This is a genomic window from Methylomonas sp. Kb3 (assembly GCF_002834115.1).
Lineage (GTDB): Bacteria > Pseudomonadota > Gammaproteobacteria > Methylococcales > Methylomonadaceae > Methylomonas > Methylomonas defluvii.
This window is the reverse complement of sequence record NZ_PIZT01000065.1, coordinates 342,393-361,853: the sequence shown is the minus strand read 5'-3', so window position 1 is coordinate 361,853 and position 19,461 is coordinate 342,393. Positions and strand designations below refer to the sequence as shown.

Sequence of the window (19,461 nt, the reverse complement as noted above, 5' to 3'; positions counted from 1 at the left end):
CATGGTGGCCGAAGCCGCTGCGCTGGAAAAAGCCGCCATCGAAGGCCGCTTAGCCACTCGCGCCGACGCCAGCCAATACCAAGGCGATTACCGCAAGATTGTCGAAGGCGTCAACAACACGCTGGACGCCGTGATCGGCCCGCTCAACGTCGCGGCCGAGTATGTGGACAACATCTCTCGCGGGGCGATTCCGGCCAAAATCACCGACACCTACAACGGTGATTTCAACACCATCAAAAACAACCTGAATACCTGTATCGATGCAGTGAACGCCCTGGTGGCCGACGCCAACCGGTTGTCTACTGCCGCCGTCGAAGGTCGCTTGGCCACCCGAGCGGATGCCAGCCAACACCAAGGCGATTTCCGAAAAATCGTCGAAGGGGTCAACAGCACCCTGGATGCGGTGATCGGGCCCTTGAACGTCGCCGCCGAGTACGTGGACAACATCTCTCGCGGGGCGATTCCGGCGAAAATCACCGACCACTACAACGGCGATTTCAACACCATCAAAAACAACCTGAACAACTGTATCGACGCCATTAGTAGCATGGTGGCGGAAGCCGCTGCGCTGGAAAAAGCCGCCATCGAAGGCCGCTTAGCCACTCGCGCCGACGCCAGCCAATACCAAGGCGATTACCGCAAGATTGTCGAAGGCGTCAACAACACGCTGGACGCCGTGATCGGCCCGCTCAACGTCGCGGCCGAGTACGTGGACAACATCGCCAAAGGGGCGATCCCGGCCAAAATCACCGATAACTACAACGGTGATTTCAATGTCATCAAAAACAATCTGAACACCTGTATTGATGCGGTGAACGCCTTGGTGGCCGATGCCAATATGTTATCGACCGCTGCCGTCGAAGGGCGTTTGGCCACCCGCGCGGATGCCACTAAGCACCAAGGCGATTTCCGTAAGATTGTCGAGGGGGTGAACCTGACCCTGAATGCGGTGATCGGCCCGTTGAATGTGGCGGCTGACTATGTCGATAACATTTCCAAAGGCCACATTCCCGCCAAAATCACCGACACCTACAACGGTGATTTCAACACCATTAAAAACAACCTCAACACCTGTATCGATGCGGTCAATACGCTGGTGGCCGACGCCAATATGCTGGCCACCGCTGCGGTTGAGGGGCGCCTGCAAACCCGTGCCGACGCCAGCAAACACCAAGGCGACTTCCGCAAAATCGTCGAAGGCGTCAACGACACCCTGGATGGGGTGATCTTGCCGCTGAATGAAGCCGTCGAAGTGCTGGCGTTGGTTGAACAAGGCGACCTGACCCGCAACGTGACCGGTAACTACCAAGGCCAGTTGGGTGAATTTAAAGACACCGTGAACAACACCGTCGCCAAACTCTCCCAAACTATTGCCGAGGTAATTTCCGCCGCGGATCAGCTGGGTAATGCCTCCGAACAGATCAGTTCCACTTCGCAATCGCTGTCGCAAGCTGCCAGCGAACAGGCAGGCAGTGTCGAGATCACCAGTGCCAGCATCGAGGAAATGGCGGCCAGCATCAACCAGAATGCCGACAATGCCAAAGTCACCGACGGCATGGCCAGCAAAGCCGCTACCGAAGCCAGCCAAGGCGGTGAAGCGGTGAAACAGACCGTTGACGCCATGCGCGAGATTGCCAAAAAAATCGGCATCATCGACGACATTGCCTATCAAACCAACATGCTGGCCCTGAACGCGGCCATCGAAGCGGCGCGCGCCGGCGATCACGGCAAAGGCTTTGCGGTGGTGGCGGCGGAAGTGCGCAAGCTGGCCGAGCGCAGCCAGGTGGCGGCGCAGGAGATTGGCGAGTTGGCCGAAAACAGCGTCGAGACAGCGGAAAGTGCCGGCAAACTGCTGGATGAAATTGTCCCCAGCATTGCCAGAACCTCCGACTTGGTGCAAGAGATTGCTGCCGCCTCCCAAGAACAATCCGCCGGTGTCAGCCAAGTCAACAATGCGATGAACCAGATGAACCAGATTACTCAGCAGAATGCATCCGCCAGCGAACAGTTGGCGGCTACTGCGGAAGAAATGACCAGTCAGGCTGAACAACTGCAATCGCTGATGAGCTTTTTTAGACTCGACAATGGCGGTCGAAAAGCGACGATCACAGCTGAAGTCAAATCAGCAAAAAAGGCTGTCAAAATCAAGCCCGTCGTTCAGGCAAGTGCGAATATTGATCATGACTTCGATTTAAACCAGTTCGAACGTTTCTAGGAGCGGGCCATGACAGGACTTGCAACAACTCAAGAAAAGCTACCCGCCGCGCAGAGCAAACAGACTGCGCTGGCGGGTCAATACCTAACCTTTACGCTTGGGGGAGAACTTTACGCACTGGGCATTTTGAGTAGTAAGGAAATCATCGATTACGGCAATCTTACCGAAGTCCCCATGATGCCGGTGTTTGTGCGCGGCGTGATTAATCTGCGCGGTAGCGTGGTGCCGGTGGTGGATTTGCTGGCGCGCTTTGGCAAGGGATCGACGCCTGTGGCCAAGCGCACCGGTATCGTTATTGTCGAAACCGCCAGCGAAACTGAAGATGGCGTATCCCAGGATTTGGGGATTATCGTGGACGCCGTCAACGAAGTGGTTGAAATCGGTGAACAGGATATAGAGCCGCCGCCCAGTTTTGGGGCGGGGATTCGGCCTGACTTTATTAACGGCATGGCCAAACGGAATGGCCGCTTTGTTATTTTGTTGAACGTCAGCAAGGTGCTTTCGGTGGATGAAATGGCGGCTTTGAGTAAAGTTCGCCAAGACCGTCAAGCATTGCCGGATACAATCAACGCTTGATCGTTCCAAGACTTGAGGCGTTTAAATTTATCGACATGTTGGTTAACCCACAAATAGGAGTTTAGAGTGTCGTCAATCCATCGTGTCGGCGCGCCGATATTGCATAAGCAAGAGTTTGCCTGGATCAGGGACTATCTTTACAAGCACGCCGGTATTGTCCTAAACGATAGTAAGCAGGCTATGGTAATGGGACGTTTGGAGAAGCGTTTGCGTCATCATGGTATCGATAGCTATGGCGAGTATTTTCGGCAATTCGGTAAGCCGGGGTTCGAAAATGAAACGACGATGGCTATCGATTTGCTGACTACCAATGAAACCTATTTTTTCCGCGAATCCAAGCATTTCGATTTTGTAGTTGAAAAAATTTTACCGCAACACTCAGCGGCAAAACCGTTTCGAGTTTGGAGCGCGGCCAGCTCCAGCGGTGAGGAAGCTTACACGCTGGCAATGCTGTTGGCGGAATATTTGAGATCCCGGCAATGGGATATTGTCGGGACCGATATTTCCACACGAATTCTGGAAAAAGCCCGGCGTGGTTTGTACCCCAGCAATGCCGCCGAAAAAATCCCTCAAATCTTGCTGAAAAAGTATTGCCTGAAAGGGACTGGTCAGTATGACGGTTTTTTGCTGGTTGCTCCTGAGCTACGCAGCCACGTTAAGTTCGAATATGCCAATTTGATAGGAACGTTGCCGGACCTGGGTACCTTCGACGTGATTTTTTTACGTAACGTAATGATTTACTTCGATATGGAAACCAAGCAACGCCTGCTGGACAAAATTGTTAAATACCTGCGGCCCGGCGGCTATTTTTTTATCAGTCATTCCGAATCTTTAAGCGGTATGAAAACCGAGCTGCAAACCATCATGCCGTCGGTTTATCGCAAAGCTTTGGATTAATTGGGCTGTAGCGAGCTAGTCCGGCATTCGCGTCTAACTACCTGCTTAACAAACTGCTTCAAGTGCGTGCCTCCCTCATACTTAAAATCGTCATTTCGGCAGCGAACACCACAATCCAGGTCGCACATGGATACAGCGAAGTTTACCTTCCATAGCGCTAAATGGCGAGCATGACGGGCTTTCTTTGGTTTAGCTGAGGCCTGTTATTGATCAGGAAACTTTATTCTCCACCGCCGACTCGTTCATAATCGCGCTTTTATTTTCTGGGGCGGCCAATATGCGTTATTTACACACTATGGTTCGGGTAAAGGATCTTACCGAATCACTGGATTTTTATTGCAATAAGCTAGGTTTGCTTGAAGTGCGGCGCATGGAAAGCGAAACCGGACGTTTTACCTTGGTGTATCTGGCTGCACCTGGCGACCGGCAAACCGCTGAAGCGGTTGACGCGCCATTGCTGGAGCTGACTTACAACTGGGATACCGAGGACTACGGCGGTGGCCGTAATTTTGGACATTTAGCCTTCGAGGTAGACGATATTTATGCGGTATGCCAAGACTTAATGGCGAAAGGGGTCACGATTAACCGGCCGCCGCGTGATGGTCATATGGCATTTCTGCGCTCACCCGACCAAATTTCTATCGAATTGTTACAAAAAGGCCAGGCATTGCCGCCGCAAGAGCCGTGGGCCTCCACGCCCAATGTTGGCGTTTGGTAAGGTCTGTCGAATTGTTACCGCTGAGTCTTTATATCCATTTTCCGTGGTGCATCCAGAAGTGCCCGTATTGCGACTTCAACTCCCACGCCGTTAAACACCCAATTCCCGAACAGGCTTATATCGACGCCTTGCTGACCGACCTGCGCGCTGATCTGGAATTGCTGGGCGGGCAGCGGAAAATCAACAGTATATTTATGGGGGGCGGCACACCCAGCTTGTTTTCCCCGGAAGCCTTAGGTCGTTTGTTGGCCGGTGTCAGGCAGTCAGTGCCTGTTGCCGAACATTGCGAAATCACTTTGGAAGCCAATCCCGGCACCTTCGAAAGCGCAAAATTTCATGAGTTTCGGGCATTGGGGATTAATCGCCTGTCGATAGGCATTCAAAGCTTTCAGGACCGGCATTTGCGGACATTAGGGCGGGTGCATTCCGCCGCCGAAGCCAAGGCCGCGGTGGAAATTGCCGTTACGGCCGGGTTCGATAATTTCAACCTGGATTTGATGTTCGGCTTACCGGATCAAAGCGAGCGCGAGGCCTTAGATGATGTGGAAACAGCAATCAGCTTGGCCCCAACCCATATTTCCTTTTACCAACTGACGCTGGAACCCAATACGTATTTTTATAAATTTCCGCCGAAATTGCCGGAAGACGACCTGATATTTGCCGCTCAAAAGCGCTGTCAGCGGCTATTGGCGGAGAACGGCTTTCAGCAGTACGAAGTGTCTGCGTATGCAAAACCCGGCAAGCAATCCCGGCATAATCGCAATTACTGGCAATTTGGCGATTATCTGGGGATAGGCGCCGGCGCGCACGGCAAAATCAGCCTTGCCTTGCCGGATAAGATTATGCGCACGGTTAAGCCGAGAAGCCCGGAACAGTATTTATCGCAACCCGGTCGATCAGAATACGAAGCGATTGAGGTCGCACAATTGCCGTTAGAGTTTCTGATGAACCAGTTGCGAGTAAAAACGGGCTTTAGCCTGAAGGATTTTGAACGGACCACCGGATTGGCGGCAAACAGCTTGGAGCCTAATTTATCGCGCTGTGTGGCTGAAGGCCTGTTGTGTCGGGATGGCTTGGTCTATCGCTGTAGCGAAAAAGGTTGGGATTTTCTGGACGTGGTCCTAGAAAAATTCATCGATTAAATACGCGCGGGTATAATTGCTCTCATTTTAGATTTGTAACACTCCACGATGCTCGATTACCAAAAACAGTTTATCCAGTACGCTTTGGATTGCGGCGTATTAAAATTTGGCGAATTTCATTTAAAGTCCGGACGTGTCAGTCCTTATTTCTTTAATACCGGCCTATTCAACAGCGGCGCTCAGCTGGATAAATTGGGGCAATTTTATGCGCAGACGCTGATTAGCGCCGGTGTCGAGGTAGATGTATTGTACGGACCGGCCTATAAAGGCATCCCGTTGGTCAGCACCACCTCGATTGCCTATTCCCGCTTGCAACGCGACATTCCGTTTGCGTTTAACCGCAAAGAAGCCAAGGATCATGGCGAGGGCGGCGTATTGGTCGGCGCGCCCTTGCAAGGCAAAGTCTGGATTCTGGATGATGTGATTACCGCAGGTACGTCGGTGCGTGAATCAGTGGAAATCATCAGTGCCGCCGGCGCGACGGTTGCGGGTGTCGTGATAGCGCTGGATCGTCAGGAAAAAGGTCAGAACGAATTGTCGGCCGTGCAGGAAGTGTCGACACAATTCGGTATTCCGGTGCTGGCGATAATCTGCTTGGCGGACATCATCGAATTTATTTCCCAACAGAGCGGTTCGGCGGATAAGTTGGCCATTATTCAAGCCTATCGACAGCAGTACGGAATTTGAGTATCCATGCGTGCCCGAGGCTTTTGCTTATGGATTATTGGTCTACACTTAGCCGTTACAATTTGCCCCTTATATTGAGTACAGTCGGAACAAAGGCGAGCCATGAGAAATCTGGAATTTAAAGAACAGTTGCACGAATACACGCAGTGGCGCGAACAACTGATTCAGGGTATCGAATTGTATCGGGACTGGCGTAACCGTTATCGCTTCAGTGACCCGCAAAGCACAGATACCTTGCTGAATATATTGCAAGGCTTGCAAAATGATCGCGTCACCTTGGCGTTTGTAGCGGAGTTTTCCCGAGGTAAAACCGAACTGATCAACTCGCTGTTTTTTGCGGAAACCGGCGTGCGCTTGTTGCCGTCTTCGCCGGGCCGGACCACGATGTCGCCCACCGAGCTATTCTGGGATGAAAAAGGCGGCAGTTACATTCGGCTGCTCAACATTGAGAGCCGCTTGGAAGATATATCTTTGATGGATTACAAGCGCAATCCGGATCGTTGGACGCAAATCGAGCTGAATTGCGAATCGCCTACGCAAATGCAGGAAGCGTTTAGAGAGTTGGTTGCCACGAAGAAGGTTTCTCGGGAAATGGCCGATAAACTGGGCCTGTGGAACGAACGCGAAGCGGCCGAGCAAGGCATTATCAATCCGGAAACCGTGGAAGTGCCATGTTGGCGACATGCGATGATCAGCTTTCCGCATCCTTTGTTAAAAGAAGGTTTGTGCATTCTGGATACGCCGGGCCTAAATGCCTTGGGTACCGAGCCGGAGTTAACCTTGAGCATGTTGCCCAGCGCTCAAGCCATTATTTTCGTGTTGGCGGCCGATACCGGCGTGACCAAAAGTGACCTGGAAATGTGGAAAAGCCACGTTTGTAGCTCCAGAGGTAACCGCCGCCAGGGCTTAGCGGTGGTGATGAATAAAATCGACTCGATGTGGGACGATTTGGCCGGCGAGACTGGCTACGAAGCTTCGATCCAAAAGCAAATCGACACCTGTGCCATGATTCTGAATCTGGAGAAGGAAGTTATTTTCCCGGTCTCCGCGAAGCAAGCTTTATTGGCTAAGGTGAAGGGCGACGATGCTTTGCTGCAAAAAAGCCGTCTCAATCTGTTGGAAAGCTATCTGTCGGACGACATTCTCGATCAGCGCCGCGATATTCTAAAGGGTGTTGTCGATAAAGAAATCGGGTTTTTGGTCAGCGAGTCGGTCAAGTTGATGGAATCAAAAATCGCTAACGCCCAAAAGCAGCTCGACGAATTCAAACAAGTCGATTTCGAGAACCAGGAATTGACCGGCAAATTGATGGCCGAAACCCGCGACCGGCAAAATGCCTATATGGCTAATATCGAAAACTTTCAGGCCAGCCGTAAAGTGTTTGCGGTGCAGGCCAAGATGTTGATCGATTCGTTTGCCAAAGAAAAAATCGACGACATTATCCGCCGTACCAAGGAGGATATGAGCAAAAGCCTGACGACTTACGGCATGAAACAGAATATGCGTAGGTTGTTTGACGAGTTGCGGGATCTGCTGCAAGACTCGGTGGATATGACCGAAGAAACCCGGCGCTTGATTAAAGCGATTCATAAGAAGTTTCAGGATGAATACGGTTTTAAGGAAATTGAGCCACAATTGTTTTCGATAAAACAACATCAGTTTGAGCTGGAGCAGATTTTTGAAGAAGGCGAAGCGTTTCGCAATAGCGCTAAAACTACGATGACTGAGCAAAGCATAGTGGTTAACAAGCTTTATGGTACGTTGATAGCCAAAGCAAGGAATATTCTGCAGCAAGCCCAACGGGATGCGGTTACCTGGAGTAATAGCGTACTGTCGCCGCTTATGCACCAGATCAAAGATCACAAAAAGCAAATCGAAAGCCGCTTGATCATGCTCAGGAAAATCAATGAATCCAAAGGTAATGTCAATGAAAGCATTGCGCAGTTGGAGGGCGAATTGGGGCCACTACAAGTCCAGTATCAAGAGTTGCTAGAGATACTTAAAGCCGTGCATCTGGAAATTAAAACCGATTAGTGCCGATTTTTGCTCCGTTGTCGCAGGTTACGGCAGCCCTTTTGTTGTTTGCCCCGCAGGACTTTCAGCGCTAGAACTCAGCAATTCGTTAAAGCGGCACCAGTCAAAAAATGGCCCAGGGTCGGTTTTTCGGCCTGGGGCAATATCGCTATGACCGGCAATACGCTGGCTCGACAGTTTCGGATAATTCGCCAGTAGCGTTCTACACACATCGGCAAGGCACCGATATTGAGCGTCAGTGTAAGCCACGCTGATAGCCCCCTCCAGCTCTATACCAATAGAAAAATCGTTACAGCGTTCCCTGTCTTGATATTTTGACACGCCTGCATGCCAAGCCCTGCGGTTGAACGGCACATATTGCCGAATGCTGCCATCCCGGCGAATCAATAAATGCGCGGACACCTTAAGTTGATGTATGTCTTGGAAGTAAGGATGGTTGTTTGGATCCAGGCAGTTGCAAAACAATTGGTCGATATAGTCGCCCGCGAATTGCTCAGGCGGCAGGCTGATGCAATGGATAACCAATAACGAAACATCTTCGGAGTCCGGTCTGTCGTCGCAGTTCGGCGAAGCGACCTGGCAGGCGCTAGTCAAGTAGTGATCGCGAATTATCATGATTTTCAAGCTTTGTCAGTGATGCGGTATTTTATAAGCTTTGCCAACCACCCCTATACTTTTACTTGCCTCACATTGGTCAGAGTTTGGCACGGCTGTCACCGCATGCGGTTTATAATTACTCTCCCTGTTCATCGTCCATCACACGCCCATGCAACCAAATTCCACAGAAATCTCGCTTTATCTGGCTGAAGATATCGGTAGCGGCGATATTACCGCCAGCATCGTTTCAGCCGAGACTCAAGCCAATGCCGCAGTGATAACTCGCGAACCCATAGTGCTGTGCGGTAGAGCTTGGTTCGATGAGGTGTTTCGACAATTAAGCCCCCAGGTAATGGTCGATTGGCAATGCAATGAGGGCGAACGTGTCTCAGCGAACACCGTACTTTGCAAGTTGCGCGGTCCCGCTCGGGCCTTGCTGACGGGCGAGCGCACGGCGTTGAATCTGCTGCAAACCTTATCCGCGACGGCGACCATCGCCCGCCGCTATGCGGATGCCGTGGCGGGTACCGGCTGCAAGGTGTTGGATACCCGTAAAACCCTACCCGGTTTACGTTTGGCGCAAAAATATGCAGTCAAATGCGGAGGTTGTTTCAATCATCGCATCGGTTTATTCGACGCCATGTTGATCAAGGAAAACCATATTATCGCGGCAGGCTCAATTGCCAATGCAGTCAAGCTGGCTAGAGACTATGGGAATGTGACGGTCGAAGTGGAGGTGGAAACTCTTGACGAGTTTGCCCAGGCATTTGCCGCGAAACCGGATCGCATCATGCTGGATAATTTTTCACTCACCGATATGCGCACAGCGGTACAACAAAACCAGGGACTACTCGAACTGGAAGCATCGGGCAATATTACTTTGGACAATATCCGAACCGTGGCCGAAACCGGGGTGGACTTTATCTCGATAGGCGCGTTAACGAAGAATGTTGCTGCAGTCGATCTGTCGATGCGCATTGAGATGCGCATCGATTAAACTCATGCTGGTGCGCTCAGTTGACAGCGTTCAGCATCTCGTTTTCGTATAAGCGTAGTTTTTTCCAGTTGGCGAATTTGCTGTCGTCGAACGGCGCATCGTGGTCGATGGCATGCTCGTAGCAGCTCCGAAATAGGCGCGCAGTGCGAAAGGCATGCAATTCGTCGTCGGCGGTTACCGTGTCTACATTGCCCACTTGGAAGGTTTTATTCCTGGACTTTCCATCTTTTACCCAAAACACCGTGTAGCAAAGATAGCTTTTGTCTTTGCGGTGATCGAACTTGATGGTTCTGGACACACCGGTTACGCCGGTAGTCGTTTTGTTTTTGGGTGGTTTCAGGAAGCGGGTCTTGCTGCCTTTTAATACCACCAGCATCTGATCGCGCCAAGTAATCGCGGCTTTCAGCGACTTGGTTTTGCTGCCCCAGAGCTTGTGAGAAAAATAACGGCTGCTCTCCTTGCCACGCCGAACAATACGAACTTGAAAACCGAAAGTATCGGGTTCTGTAATGTGTTTTACTTTTGCCATTTGACGTACCCTAAAAAATTCACCAAAGGTCTGCATAGTGAATTTAAGCATCGCGAAGCACGCAGACCGCCTGTTAATTGTGTAAGCTATGGATTACAAATTAGCGCGAAATCAGCCGTCTTGCAAGCGGAATTTAAGGGGATTATTGGGCAAATACCAACTAAATTCGTGTAGAATAAGCGCCAGCCTTCTCGCAGAGGCGCAAACATGCTCTTAACCTTTTGTTTTATAAAAAATTTTGGAGAAAATTGATGAGCGTTTTAGTAGGTAAGCAAGCCCCTGACTTTACAGTTCCTGCGGTATTAGGCGATGGCCAAATTGTTGATTCATTCAGTTTCTCAGCGGCCACTAGCGGCAAATACGCAGTACTTTTCTTTTATCCATTGGATTTTACATTCGTTTGCCCAAGCGAATTGATTGCCTTGGATCATCGGATCGACGAATTTAAAAGCCGCGGCGTTGAAGTGATTGGTGTTTCTATTGACTCACACTTTACCCACAACGCTTGGCGTAACACGCCTGTCAACCAAGGCGGTATCGGCCCTGTCCGTTATACTCTGGCTGCCGACCTGAAACACACTATTGCCCAAGATTACGACGTAGAGTCCGCTGGTGGCGTAGCTTTCCGCGGTAGTTTCTTGATCGACAAAGCCGGTGTCGTCCGCCATCAAGTTGTCAACGACTTGCCACTGGGCCGTAACTTTGACGAAATGCTGCGCATGGTTGACGCGCTGCAATTCCACGAAGAGCATGGCGAAGTTTGCCCAGCCGGTTGGAACAAAGGCGATGCGGGTATGAATGCCAACCCAGCGGGCGTGGCTGAATATCTGAGCAAAAATGCTGACAAACTGTAAGCATTAGCTTTACTCTGAGACAAGGCGCATTGTCTAGACAATGCGCCTTTTTTATTGCCTGAATTTTCTCTGTTTCTCGCCCCAATGACTGCGAATTCAGTGTAGCGCTAATTCCATTAATCGCCGCTCGGCATTTTTTATATCCGTTACCGCTATGGTTTAGGCGGCCAACTTGAGTGTTGACAGCCCCTCGTTATACGCCTGATGCGGCGTTTTGCGTTTCAGACTGGAATGTGGTCGTTCGTGGCTGTACCACTCGAAATTGCCGAAGATGCCTATCGTTTGGGGCAAACCGGTCTGATTGAATTAATGGATTCATCGCGCACCCGGACCGAAATCAAGTTGAATCATCTGGAGTTGATTCAAAATGAAATCGAAGCAGAATTGGATGTCATGAATGCCTCGGGTTTGTTGGCGGTTTATTTCGAAAACCCGGCATGACGCGGCCGGTTTTGCATGCTTATCGGGTTCTATCAAGCTTGCGGTAGCCTATGGCTTCGCTGAGGTGGGAGATTTCGATATTCTTTGAATTCGCCAGATCGGCAATCGTGCGCGCCAGTTTCAATATTCGGTGGTAAGCCCGGTGCGACAGGCCGAATTTTTCCAGCGCTTGTTCCAGCAACTGATGACCGGCTTCGGACAAAGTACAAATAACCTTCACCTCGGCGGCGGTTAACGCAGCATTGGCTTTGCCTTGGCGGCGGTAAGCAATGTCGCGGGCTACGACGACGCGCTGCCGAATCGCTTCGCTGGTTTCTTCACCGGCCGCAGAGCCCTTGCGCAATACCTCCAGGGCGACGCGCGGCACTTCCATATGCATATCTATTCTGTCCAGTAGAGGCCCGGAGACTCGAGCGCGATAGCGGGCAACTTGTTCGGCGGTGCAGCGGCAACGGCCGGAGGCGTCGCCCAGGTAGCCACAGGGACAGGGATTCATCGCTGCAATCAACTGAAAACTGGCCGGAAAGTCGGCTTGGCGGTTGGCGCGGGAAATCGTGATATGCCCGGTTTCCAAGGGCTCGCGCAGCACTTCCAGGACTTTTCTATCGAATTCCGGCAACTCATCCAAAAACAACGCGCCGTTGTGCGACAAGGATATTTCGCCGGGTTTTGGGTTGCTGCCGCCGCCAACCAAAGCCGCAGCTGATGCGGTATGGTGCGGCGCTCTGTAAGGTGGCTGCCGCCAGCGACTGACGTCCAGGCCGTGGTCGCTGATCGAGGCCAACGCGGCGGTTTCCTGGGCTTGCTGTTCGCTGAGTTCCGGCAGAGTGGTAGGCAAGCGCGCCGCCAGCATCGACTTGCCGGTGCCGGGCGGGCCCAGCATCAATAAATTGTGTTTCCCGGCGGCGGCGATTTCCATAGCCCGTTTGACGTGAAATTGGCCGTGCACGTCGGCAAAATCGACCGTGTGAACCGCTTGCTCGAAGCTGAGATGAACGTCAGGTGGCGCGATGGCTTGCCGGCCGGCCAAGTGGGCACAGACTTCCAATAGTGTCCTGGCCGGCAGGAGTTGCGCATCCTTGATTAACGACGCCTCCGCCGCGCAACCAGCAGGCAGAATCAGTTGCCGAAAAGCATTGCGGCAATGAATCGCTACCGGCAACGCGCCGGGAATCGGCCGCAACTCACCGCCTAGCGATAACTCGCCGATGCATTCGTACTCGTGCAAGGCATCCTTGGGGATTTGCCCGGAGGCTGCCAGGATACCTAATGCAATCGCCAAATCAAAGCGGCCGCCCTCCTTGGGCAGGTCGGCGGGGGCCAGATTGATGGTAATGCGCTGGAACGGAAATTCGAAGTGCGAATTAATGATCGCCCCGCGCACCCTATCCTTGCTTTCCTTCACCGCCGTCTCGGGCAAGCCGACGATATTTAAAGCCGGTAGGCCGCTACTGACATGCACTTCCACCGTCACTTGCGGGGCGTCAATGCCGGAGCGGCCCCGGCTGTAAACGACGGCCAGCGACATGGCTTTTTAGGCTTGCGGAATCCGTTGTTCCAGTTCGGCGACGCGCTTTTCCAGTTCTTCCAAACGGGCGCGAGTTTTCGCCAATACGGCTTTTTGCACTTCAAATTCTTCGCGGCTGACCAGATCCAGTTTGGACAGGCCGCTTTGCAGCAAGGCGTGGACGTTCTTTTCCACATCGTCTTTCAGATTGGTCAAACCGGGAGGGATTGCGCCGGCGATACGCTCGGCAAGATTGTCTATGGCTTTGGGATCAAACATGGTGGCTACTCTTGGTCTATGAATGAATTGGGAACGGGTAAATGGTCACGACATATTTTATCAGTATCCTCGCGATCCAAGGGTTGTTCGGTTAAGCCGCATTGATAGTGATGCTGTTCCACCGAAAAATAATGGCAGGAACGACACAAACCAAAACTCTTCGAGTCATTGACTTTTTGCAGCACGCCCAACGTGGTTTGCAGCGCCTGGCCTATGGTATCGAACTCCTGGCGGCTGACTTTGGATTCGGCCTGCTTAAAAACATCCAGCGGCTTTAACTCTTCGATCAACCGCTTGCCGGCCTCGGTCAGGCTCAGATGGACCACCCGACCGTCCAAAATGGACGTGGTCTTATCCAGATAGTGCTTACGCTCCAAAATCTGGATAGTCTGGGACACAGTGCCCTTGGTCAAACCCAGATACTCAGCCACCGCAGCGTGGGTGTTGCTGTATTTATTGCACTTGGCCAGATACTCCAGCACCTGACCATGTACCGGTTGCAAACCGATTGCTGCGTATTTTTTGCGTTCTTCCGAACGTAGCAAGGCGCTGATCCGCTCGATCAGCTTGAATGTGTCTAGTTCATGCATTGGACCGATTCTACCACAGGCCGGCCAATTCCAAGCGTGGCGGCTGCCGGACGCAACTATCCGGCCACCGTCGCCAAAAAAAGCTACAGTCGATCCATGTTGTCGCTCCAGGACAAATTATCGTTTACGAAAAAACGATAGCCCGGCTGTGGGCCCGTAACCTTGTTCAGCACATACAGACTACGGCCGACGCCGCGACGGCGGTAGCCTTTTTTCTCTTTGCTTACCAACTGGTCGCGCCAGGTGCCGAAGTTGATGTAGGTAAAGTTTCGGCTTGGTGCGCCGTCCGCGGTGTGCTTGATATCCGCTTCGGTTTGCAGCGGGATATGGGTATGGCCTTCGCCGTGCAGCCGAAATCCTTGTTGCAGGAATAAATCCTGAAATGTCGGAAACACCTGCAAATTTTTGAAACTGGCACCGTCTTCTCGATACACCGAACTGGGTCCCAGCAAGTCAAGCAGTGTTTGTACTTGGTCATAAAGCCATAACACGCCGCGTACCAAGTGCAATTGCACCCGGAACATATGCAACGGGCCGGTGACCATCAGCCACACCCTGGCAACGCGAAACGCCAAGCGCCGCCAAGCCGGAGAGCTGCTCAGCGTGTAATCCCAACTCAGCCACAGGCACAGGGTTTCGTATAACTCGTTCTCGATAATGTCCCGCAGTTCGTTGCCGGTTTTTTTGTCACGGGTTTCTTGCAGAATCCGGGCAATTGCCGCCGAGGTGGGCCGGTACAAATCCAATTCGTCCAGAATGCGTTTGATACGGCTAACGTTGGCTTGCGAGTCGTCCAGACCAGTAAGCTTGAGTTTGCAACGGTAGATAAACGTGGACAGCGCACCGGCCGCAACCGTATCGCCGAAACAGGCCGCGATGAACGGCGCGTAATGGAGTTGCTGCCAAACCTTAGCCCGCCAACCGTCCCCTGTACTCCAGCCCGGTAAGTTGTTGCCCGGCGTAAATGCCAAGCTGTTTTCCCGATCCCGCCATTGGCCGTGAGTAATAAATACCCGCAACTCGGCATCTCCCCAATAAAACGGCAGCCACGGTACGCTGTTTCGGTCGGCAAAATGTTGTTCGTCATCGAAATACATCTTGCCGACCCACTGCCGATACTCGGCTGACAAATTAGCCAGCTTAGGCCCCAAGCACTCGTCGTAATACATCCGCAGGGTGACCGGATCGGTGAAAATTTCCTTATCGTGATTGCCCAGTAAGGTGATGACTTCCAGATGGGTATTTTTCAGGTCGTCAGGAAGCCGTTTTAGATGATTGAAAAAACCGTCCGCGTTGTTGGCGTGCAAGCTCACAATCTCGGCCATGATTTCACGCAGGCATAAGACAAATTCCGGTTTGTCGCGCTCCCACGGATAGACACCGTGCTTGGCCCACACCGCGCTTCGAATCATATCCACGACGTCGCCGTCCAGGATCAGCGTCAATTCGTCGACTTGCTGAGTTTTGCAAGTACTGGCGATGTCGGCGAAGAATTCGGCCCAAACAATTTCCTCGCTGCTTTGATTGCCGACCGTGTTATCGGTGAAATGCAGGTCGCTGATGCTGATGCACAGCCGGTTCAACCCGGCGGTTGGTCGGGTTTTGGTCGGTTGCAGCGTATCCAGCGTTAGTTGTAAATCTTCTTGGGTACTTGTCATAGCTGCATTCCTCAATTGCGATATTTATTCAAAAATTCCACGAAACGCGGAAAGATGTCCTGCGCGGCATTTTTGCCCATGATCACGTCCGCATGCCCGTAATCCGGAATCACCGCCAGTTCATGGCGGCCGGGCACGATTTGCTCCAGACGTTGGTGGCAGACGATATTGGAGTTGCGGAACAAGGCATTGTCCTGGCCGGCGACGAATAGGCACGGCGTGTCAATTTCGGCGGCATGTTGGAAATAATTGTCCGGCAAGCTGCGGTAACGCGGTTCGTTGGGCTGATATTTCACGGCGGTGTTATTAGCATTGACCATTTTCAACACATGCCGGTAGTAATTGACGCTACAGCCGCCAAACAAATCACCGCAGCGGCGATGAGTCACATCCTGCAGATTTTCGTGTTTGTACAACACAGGAAAGCCCCAGCCCCACATGAAACTGAGCATATGACATTCCGGCGAGTCGCATTCGTGATGAAACGCCGAAATGGCCGTCGCCAGCAATTTACCCGCCCCCCAACCCGGTTCGCGCCGCCAATAAGGGTTCAGATAATCCACGCCCAAAATGTAATCGGCGGCCAGCGGGCCCAGATACAGCTTGATCTTGGCCGGCAGCGGCACGCACGGCGTCAGCGCCACGCCGTTGGCGATCAGGCTGCGCACGCCGGTCACCGCTTTGCCGAACAAGCCCATGGTAAACGCCAGCGCCCCAAAGCAGTGGCTGATGACATGAATGCGGGCGGAAGGACCGACCGCCGCGCGCACGGTGGCGATGGCCGCCGGCATGTCGTATAGCGCCAGATCGTCAACATTGAAGTTGTGTCTATGCAGGTTATAGGAATAGCGGTTACTGATCCGACCGTCCAAAGTCCAGACGTCGCCAAAACCATGATCCAACAGATAACTGGTCAGGTTGTAATGTTCCGGCATGATGAACATATCGCTGGCGGCGGTCAGGCCCGGCACCAGCACTACCACATCGTCGCTAGCCGCGCGCTTGAAGCGCAATAAGCTCAGGCCCAGCCGGTCGGCGGTCGTGAACTGATGGGTGCTGACCTCCGCATCCTTGACGCCTTCCAAGGTATACAGTGGGATTTCCCGCTCGAAGCTGCCCATCTTTGGCAACATGGATGGTTTGTAGACTTCCCACAACGCGCCTAAAAAGAAGCCGCCGAAGCGTTCGATGGCATGCAGACGGTCTTTCAAGGTATCGCCGCTGGCTTTGATCGTCGTCAGCTGTTTGGCAAAGTCCATCACTTCGATATACAACAAGCCGGTGGCGTAAACCTTGGCTTTGGCTTCCTTGTCGGCTTCCACATGGCCCTTGAATAAGTTAGTGAACAAGGTGGTGGTGTCGGCCCATAAGTCCGGGCCGACGTTGTTTTGAATCTGTTTGCGACCGCTCAAGGTCATGGCCTGACCATTGGCATCGGTAAAAAACAGCCGGTAGAGCATTTGTTTGCGGTCGGCGTCGGCGCTGTCGACGAACAGATTGAACACGCCTTTATCGACGTTACGCCGGCCACCGATCAAATCGCCTTCGACATAGCCGATGGCCGCCGATTGGTGAGCTTCGGACTCCAAAAAGGTATCCAGGTCGTCGCTCTGGATGGTCAGATGAAACATGAAGTAATGGTTATCTTCCTTGCCTTGCTGGTAACCGTCCTCAAAAGCGGTTTGGCCCAGGCTGAGATAGCCTTTCATTTCTTCGGTGAATTCGAACGAGGTTTTGCTGTTAGTTGTCATGTCAGTAGTCCTGTGAATTGGGTTTACACGCCCAGGCTGGCATCGGGTTTGATGCCGGTGATGCCTTCCGCAATCCATTCCGCGGTCGCGGAAATGGTCGCTACCGGATTGGCACCGACTGCGCTCGGCAAGATCGAGCCGTCCACCACATACAAGCCCTGATAACCGAAGGCTTGGCCGCGCTGCTCGGGATGGCCGCTGACCACGCCTTTGTCCGGCGAGTCGGCCAGGATGCAGCCGCCTAAAGGATGCACGGTCACGTTATGACGGATCGGTAAGTCCCAGGTCGGCAACGGGAAAAACCAGTCGGATTTGACAAATTTTTTGAAGCGTTCGCCAGTCGCGAGAATTGCTTGATACAAGCTCATGCTGGTATCTTGCGGCCAATCCAGATCAATGTGTCCGGTCTTGTTCAAGGTCAGCGTGCCGTCGCCATGATCCAGGCCCATGCACAACATCACCACGGATTTGGAAGATAAATCGTCCTTTAATATTTCGTGTAGCGAGAACCCCAACGTGCCGTTCCAGACGCCGTTGCTCACGTATTTCTTCAGCCACTCGATTAACGCTTTCACGGCGCGAATCAGTTTGCGTAAAGTGCTGGTCGGGAAAACGCCTTCGATATACCAGGCCAGTGAAGCCGGATAAGAAGCGTCTTCCAGCACGAAGGCTTGCTGTCTGTTGAAGCGGTCGAACAGGTTGTAATCGGTGTATTGGGTGATTACCGGGCCGTAGTTGGGGTCGGCGTCTTTTTTGCCTTCAATCGCGAACGATAAAAAGTCGCCGTTGCCGGAGAACCAGCGTCCCAGTTGCTCGCTAAGTTTGGGCAGGCTGTGATGCACATCGCGGCAGCGCAGCAATAGCTCGTTGCTGCCGAAGGTGCCTGCCGACACCACGACGCGGCGGGTTTTCAGGCTTTCCAGTTTTCCCGTGGCAAAGTTTTGAAATTCAACCCGATAACCGAATTCGCCGCTGGCGGAGCTGTCGTCGTCACCATGCTGATTGAGCGGGATGATATTTTCGGCTTGGCAGTCGGTAAATACCTGGCCGCCATGCTGGTGTTGGCCGGCGTGAATGTAGTTCAGATCCAGCGTGTTTTTCGAGTGAGTGTTACAGCCGATATCGCATTCTCCGCAATAGGTACACGAGGTTTGCGTGGCGCCGTAACGGTTTTTTTCCTGCAAACCGATGGGGATTGGCGAATCCGAAGCGTTATAGTTGTAATCGTTACCAAAGAACACGCAGATGTCGGCCAGCTTGCTGCTGCGGTTTTCGTGGGCGGCAAACTCTTGAAACAGTTCGGTGCGGACGATTTTTCTGCGGTCGTCAGTTTGCCAGGATGGCACCGGGCGAGCGCCCAATACTTGTTTGGCAACTTGATAATACGGGGCCAGGGTGGCTTTATCCAGACCGGTCGGCCAGCCCTGCTCGAAGACCTGTTCGGGCGGTTCGAGGAAGACGTTGGCGTAAATCAACGAGCCGCCGCCCAGGCCCGCCGAAATCACTGCATCCATTTTTTTGTAATTGCGGACGTCAAACAAGCCGCGCAGATTTTTGTTTTGAATGTGGCGTGGTCGGTCTATCGCCTCGCCTTCCACGCTCCAAAAACTGTCGGAAATTTGTTTGGGCGAGCGGGCGAAAGAGCCCATTGGATAATGCCTGCCGCGTTCCAACAGCAAGACTTTGGAACCCCACTTCTGCGCGAGCCGGCAAAAGCTGATGGAACCGCCGAAACCGCTACCGATGACTATCGCTTCGTAATCGAAGTGCTGACTAGCCATTTACACCTCCTCAAGAATGATTTTTTATTATTATTGGCTCATTGTCCTGCTATCGGATGTTGAAGAAAAACGGTGTTGCCGGGTAAAGGCTATTGCTAAAACCCTGTACAGAACAATGTCTTACGGCAGCATGCGTAGACGCTGCCTGGGCAGTATAGCCTAGTTTTTGCCGTGATTCGATTAATGCGAGACGCGCTGCAGACAGAGC

The 19,461-nt window shown here is 52.5% G+C and carries 18 protein-coding genes; 10 read left to right on the top strand and 8 right to left on the bottom strand.

What is annotated here, in order from left to right; genetic code table 11:
• The 7 genes from CWO84_RS17070 to CWO84_RS17040 form a co-directional block, all read left to right on the top strand.
• On the top strand, positions 1-2,215 hold a 2,215-nt coding region (locus CWO84_RS17070; RefSeq protein WP_240618086.1), incomplete at its 5' end, for a methyl-accepting chemotaxis protein.
• A 9-nt stretch (positions 2,216-2,224) separates the two neighbouring features.
• Positions 2,225-2,791: a chemotaxis protein CheW gene (locus CWO84_RS17065; protein WP_033158168.1), complete on the top strand. Its 567-nt coding sequence runs from the start codon at positions 2,225-2,227 to the stop codon at positions 2,789-2,791.
• A gap of 66 nt (positions 2,792-2,857) precedes the next feature.
• Positions 2,858-3,688 carry a protein-glutamate O-methyltransferase CheR gene (locus CWO84_RS17060; RefSeq protein ID WP_084153383.1) on the top strand — a complete coding sequence of 277 codons (831 nt, stop codon included), beginning with the start codon at positions 2,858-2,860 and terminating at the stop codon, positions 3,686-3,688.
• 277 nt (positions 3,689-3,965) lie between these two features.
• On the top strand, positions 3,966-4,406 hold the full coding sequence (locus CWO84_RS17055) for a VOC family protein (protein WP_033158169.1): 441 nt from the start codon (positions 3,966-3,968) through the stop codon (positions 4,404-4,406).
• Positions 4,407-4,417: 11 nt separating this feature from the next.
• Positions 4,418-5,548 (top strand): radical SAM family heme chaperone HemW, encoded by a 1,131-nt coding sequence (gene hemW, locus CWO84_RS17050; protein ID WP_240618085.1) that lies wholly within the window; start codon positions 4,418-4,420, stop codon positions 5,546-5,548.
• A gap of 48 nt (positions 5,549-5,596) precedes the next feature.
• Positions 5,597-6,235, top strand: a complete 639-nt coding sequence (gene pyrE / locus CWO84_RS17045) for an orotate phosphoribosyltransferase (protein ID WP_033158171.1) — start codon at positions 5,597-5,599, stop codon at positions 6,233-6,235.
• Positions 6,236-6,337: 102 nt separating this feature from the next.
• The gene (locus tag CWO84_RS17040; protein ID WP_101054061.1) at positions 6,338-8,269 is read left to right on the top strand and encodes a dynamin family protein; all 1,932 of its coding nucleotides are present in this window, start codon (positions 6,338-6,340) and stop codon (positions 8,267-8,269) included.
• Between the two features lie 27 nt (positions 8,270-8,296).
• Here the strand turns inward: CWO84_RS17040 and ampD are convergent, their stop codons facing one another.
• Positions 8,297-8,884, bottom strand: a complete 588-nt coding sequence (gene ampD, locus CWO84_RS17035; RefSeq protein WP_033158308.1) for a 1,6-anhydro-N-acetylmuramyl-L-alanine amidase AmpD — start codon at positions 8,882-8,884, stop codon at positions 8,297-8,299.
• A 151-nt stretch (positions 8,885-9,035) separates the two neighbouring features.
• Here ampD and nadC point away from each other — a divergent pair, with 151 nt between their 5' ends.
• On the top strand, positions 9,036-9,863 hold the full coding sequence (gene nadC, locus CWO84_RS17030) for a carboxylating nicotinate-nucleotide diphosphorylase (protein WP_033158173.1): 828 nt from the start codon (positions 9,036-9,038) through the stop codon (positions 9,861-9,863).
• Positions 9,864-9,879: 16 nt separating this feature from the next.
• On the opposite strand, the gene CWO84_RS17025 is transcribed toward nadC, so the two are convergent.
• Complete coding sequence (locus CWO84_RS17025) at positions 9,880-10,392, bottom strand: hypothetical protein (protein WP_020484362.1); 513 nt, start codon at positions 10,390-10,392, stop codon at positions 9,880-9,882.
• A 251-nt stretch (positions 10,393-10,643) separates the two neighbouring features.
• Between CWO84_RS17025 and CWO84_RS17020 the strand changes: the two genes are divergently transcribed.
• Both CWO84_RS17020 and CWO84_RS17015 read left to right on the top strand, forming a co-directional pair.
• Entirely contained in the window at positions 10,644-11,246 is a 603-nt protein-coding gene (locus CWO84_RS17020) for a peroxiredoxin C (protein WP_033158174.1), read from the top strand.
• A 243-nt stretch (positions 11,247-11,489) separates the two neighbouring features.
• Positions 11,490-11,687 (top strand): hypothetical protein, encoded by a 198-nt coding sequence (locus CWO84_RS17015; protein ID WP_174843444.1) that lies wholly within the window; start codon positions 11,490-11,492, stop codon positions 11,685-11,687.
• Between the two features lie 19 nt (positions 11,688-11,706).
• On the opposite strand, the gene CWO84_RS17010 is transcribed toward CWO84_RS17015, so the two are convergent.
• The 6 genes from CWO84_RS17010 to CWO84_RS16985 all read right to left on the bottom strand — a co-directional run bounded on the left by CWO84_RS17010 (position 11,707) and on the right by CWO84_RS16985 (position 19,253).
• Complete coding sequence (locus CWO84_RS17010; protein WP_101054058.1) at positions 11,707-13,215, bottom strand: YifB family Mg chelatase-like AAA ATPase; 1,509 nt, start codon at positions 13,213-13,215, stop codon at positions 11,707-11,709.
• A gap of 6 nt (positions 13,216-13,221) precedes the next feature.
• Entirely contained in the window at positions 13,222-13,473 is a 252-nt protein-coding gene (locus CWO84_RS17005; RefSeq protein ID WP_033158177.1) for an accessory factor UbiK family protein, read from the bottom strand.
• Between the two features lie 5 nt (positions 13,474-13,478).
• Positions 13,479-14,063, bottom strand: a complete 585-nt coding sequence (locus tag CWO84_RS17000; protein WP_033158178.1) for a MarR family winged helix-turn-helix transcriptional regulator — start codon at positions 14,061-14,063, stop codon at positions 13,479-13,481.
• A gap of 83 nt (positions 14,064-14,146) precedes the next feature.
• Positions 14,147-15,721 carry a hypothetical protein gene (locus tag CWO84_RS16995; protein WP_051670262.1) on the bottom strand — a complete coding sequence of 525 codons (1,575 nt, stop codon included), beginning with the start codon at positions 15,719-15,721 and terminating at the stop codon, positions 14,147-14,149.
• An 11-nt stretch (positions 15,722-15,732) separates the two neighbouring features.
• The gene (locus CWO84_RS16990) at positions 15,733-17,472 is read right to left on the bottom strand and encodes an alpha/beta fold hydrolase (RefSeq protein WP_084153384.1); all 1,740 of its coding nucleotides are present in this window, start codon (positions 17,470-17,472) and stop codon (positions 15,733-15,735) included.
• Between the two features lie 23 nt (positions 17,473-17,495).
• Positions 17,496-19,253 (bottom strand): GMC oxidoreductase, encoded by a 1,758-nt coding sequence (locus CWO84_RS16985; protein ID WP_033158180.1) that lies wholly within the window; start codon positions 19,251-19,253, stop codon positions 17,496-17,498.
• Positions 19,254-19,461: the final 208 nt, after the last annotated feature.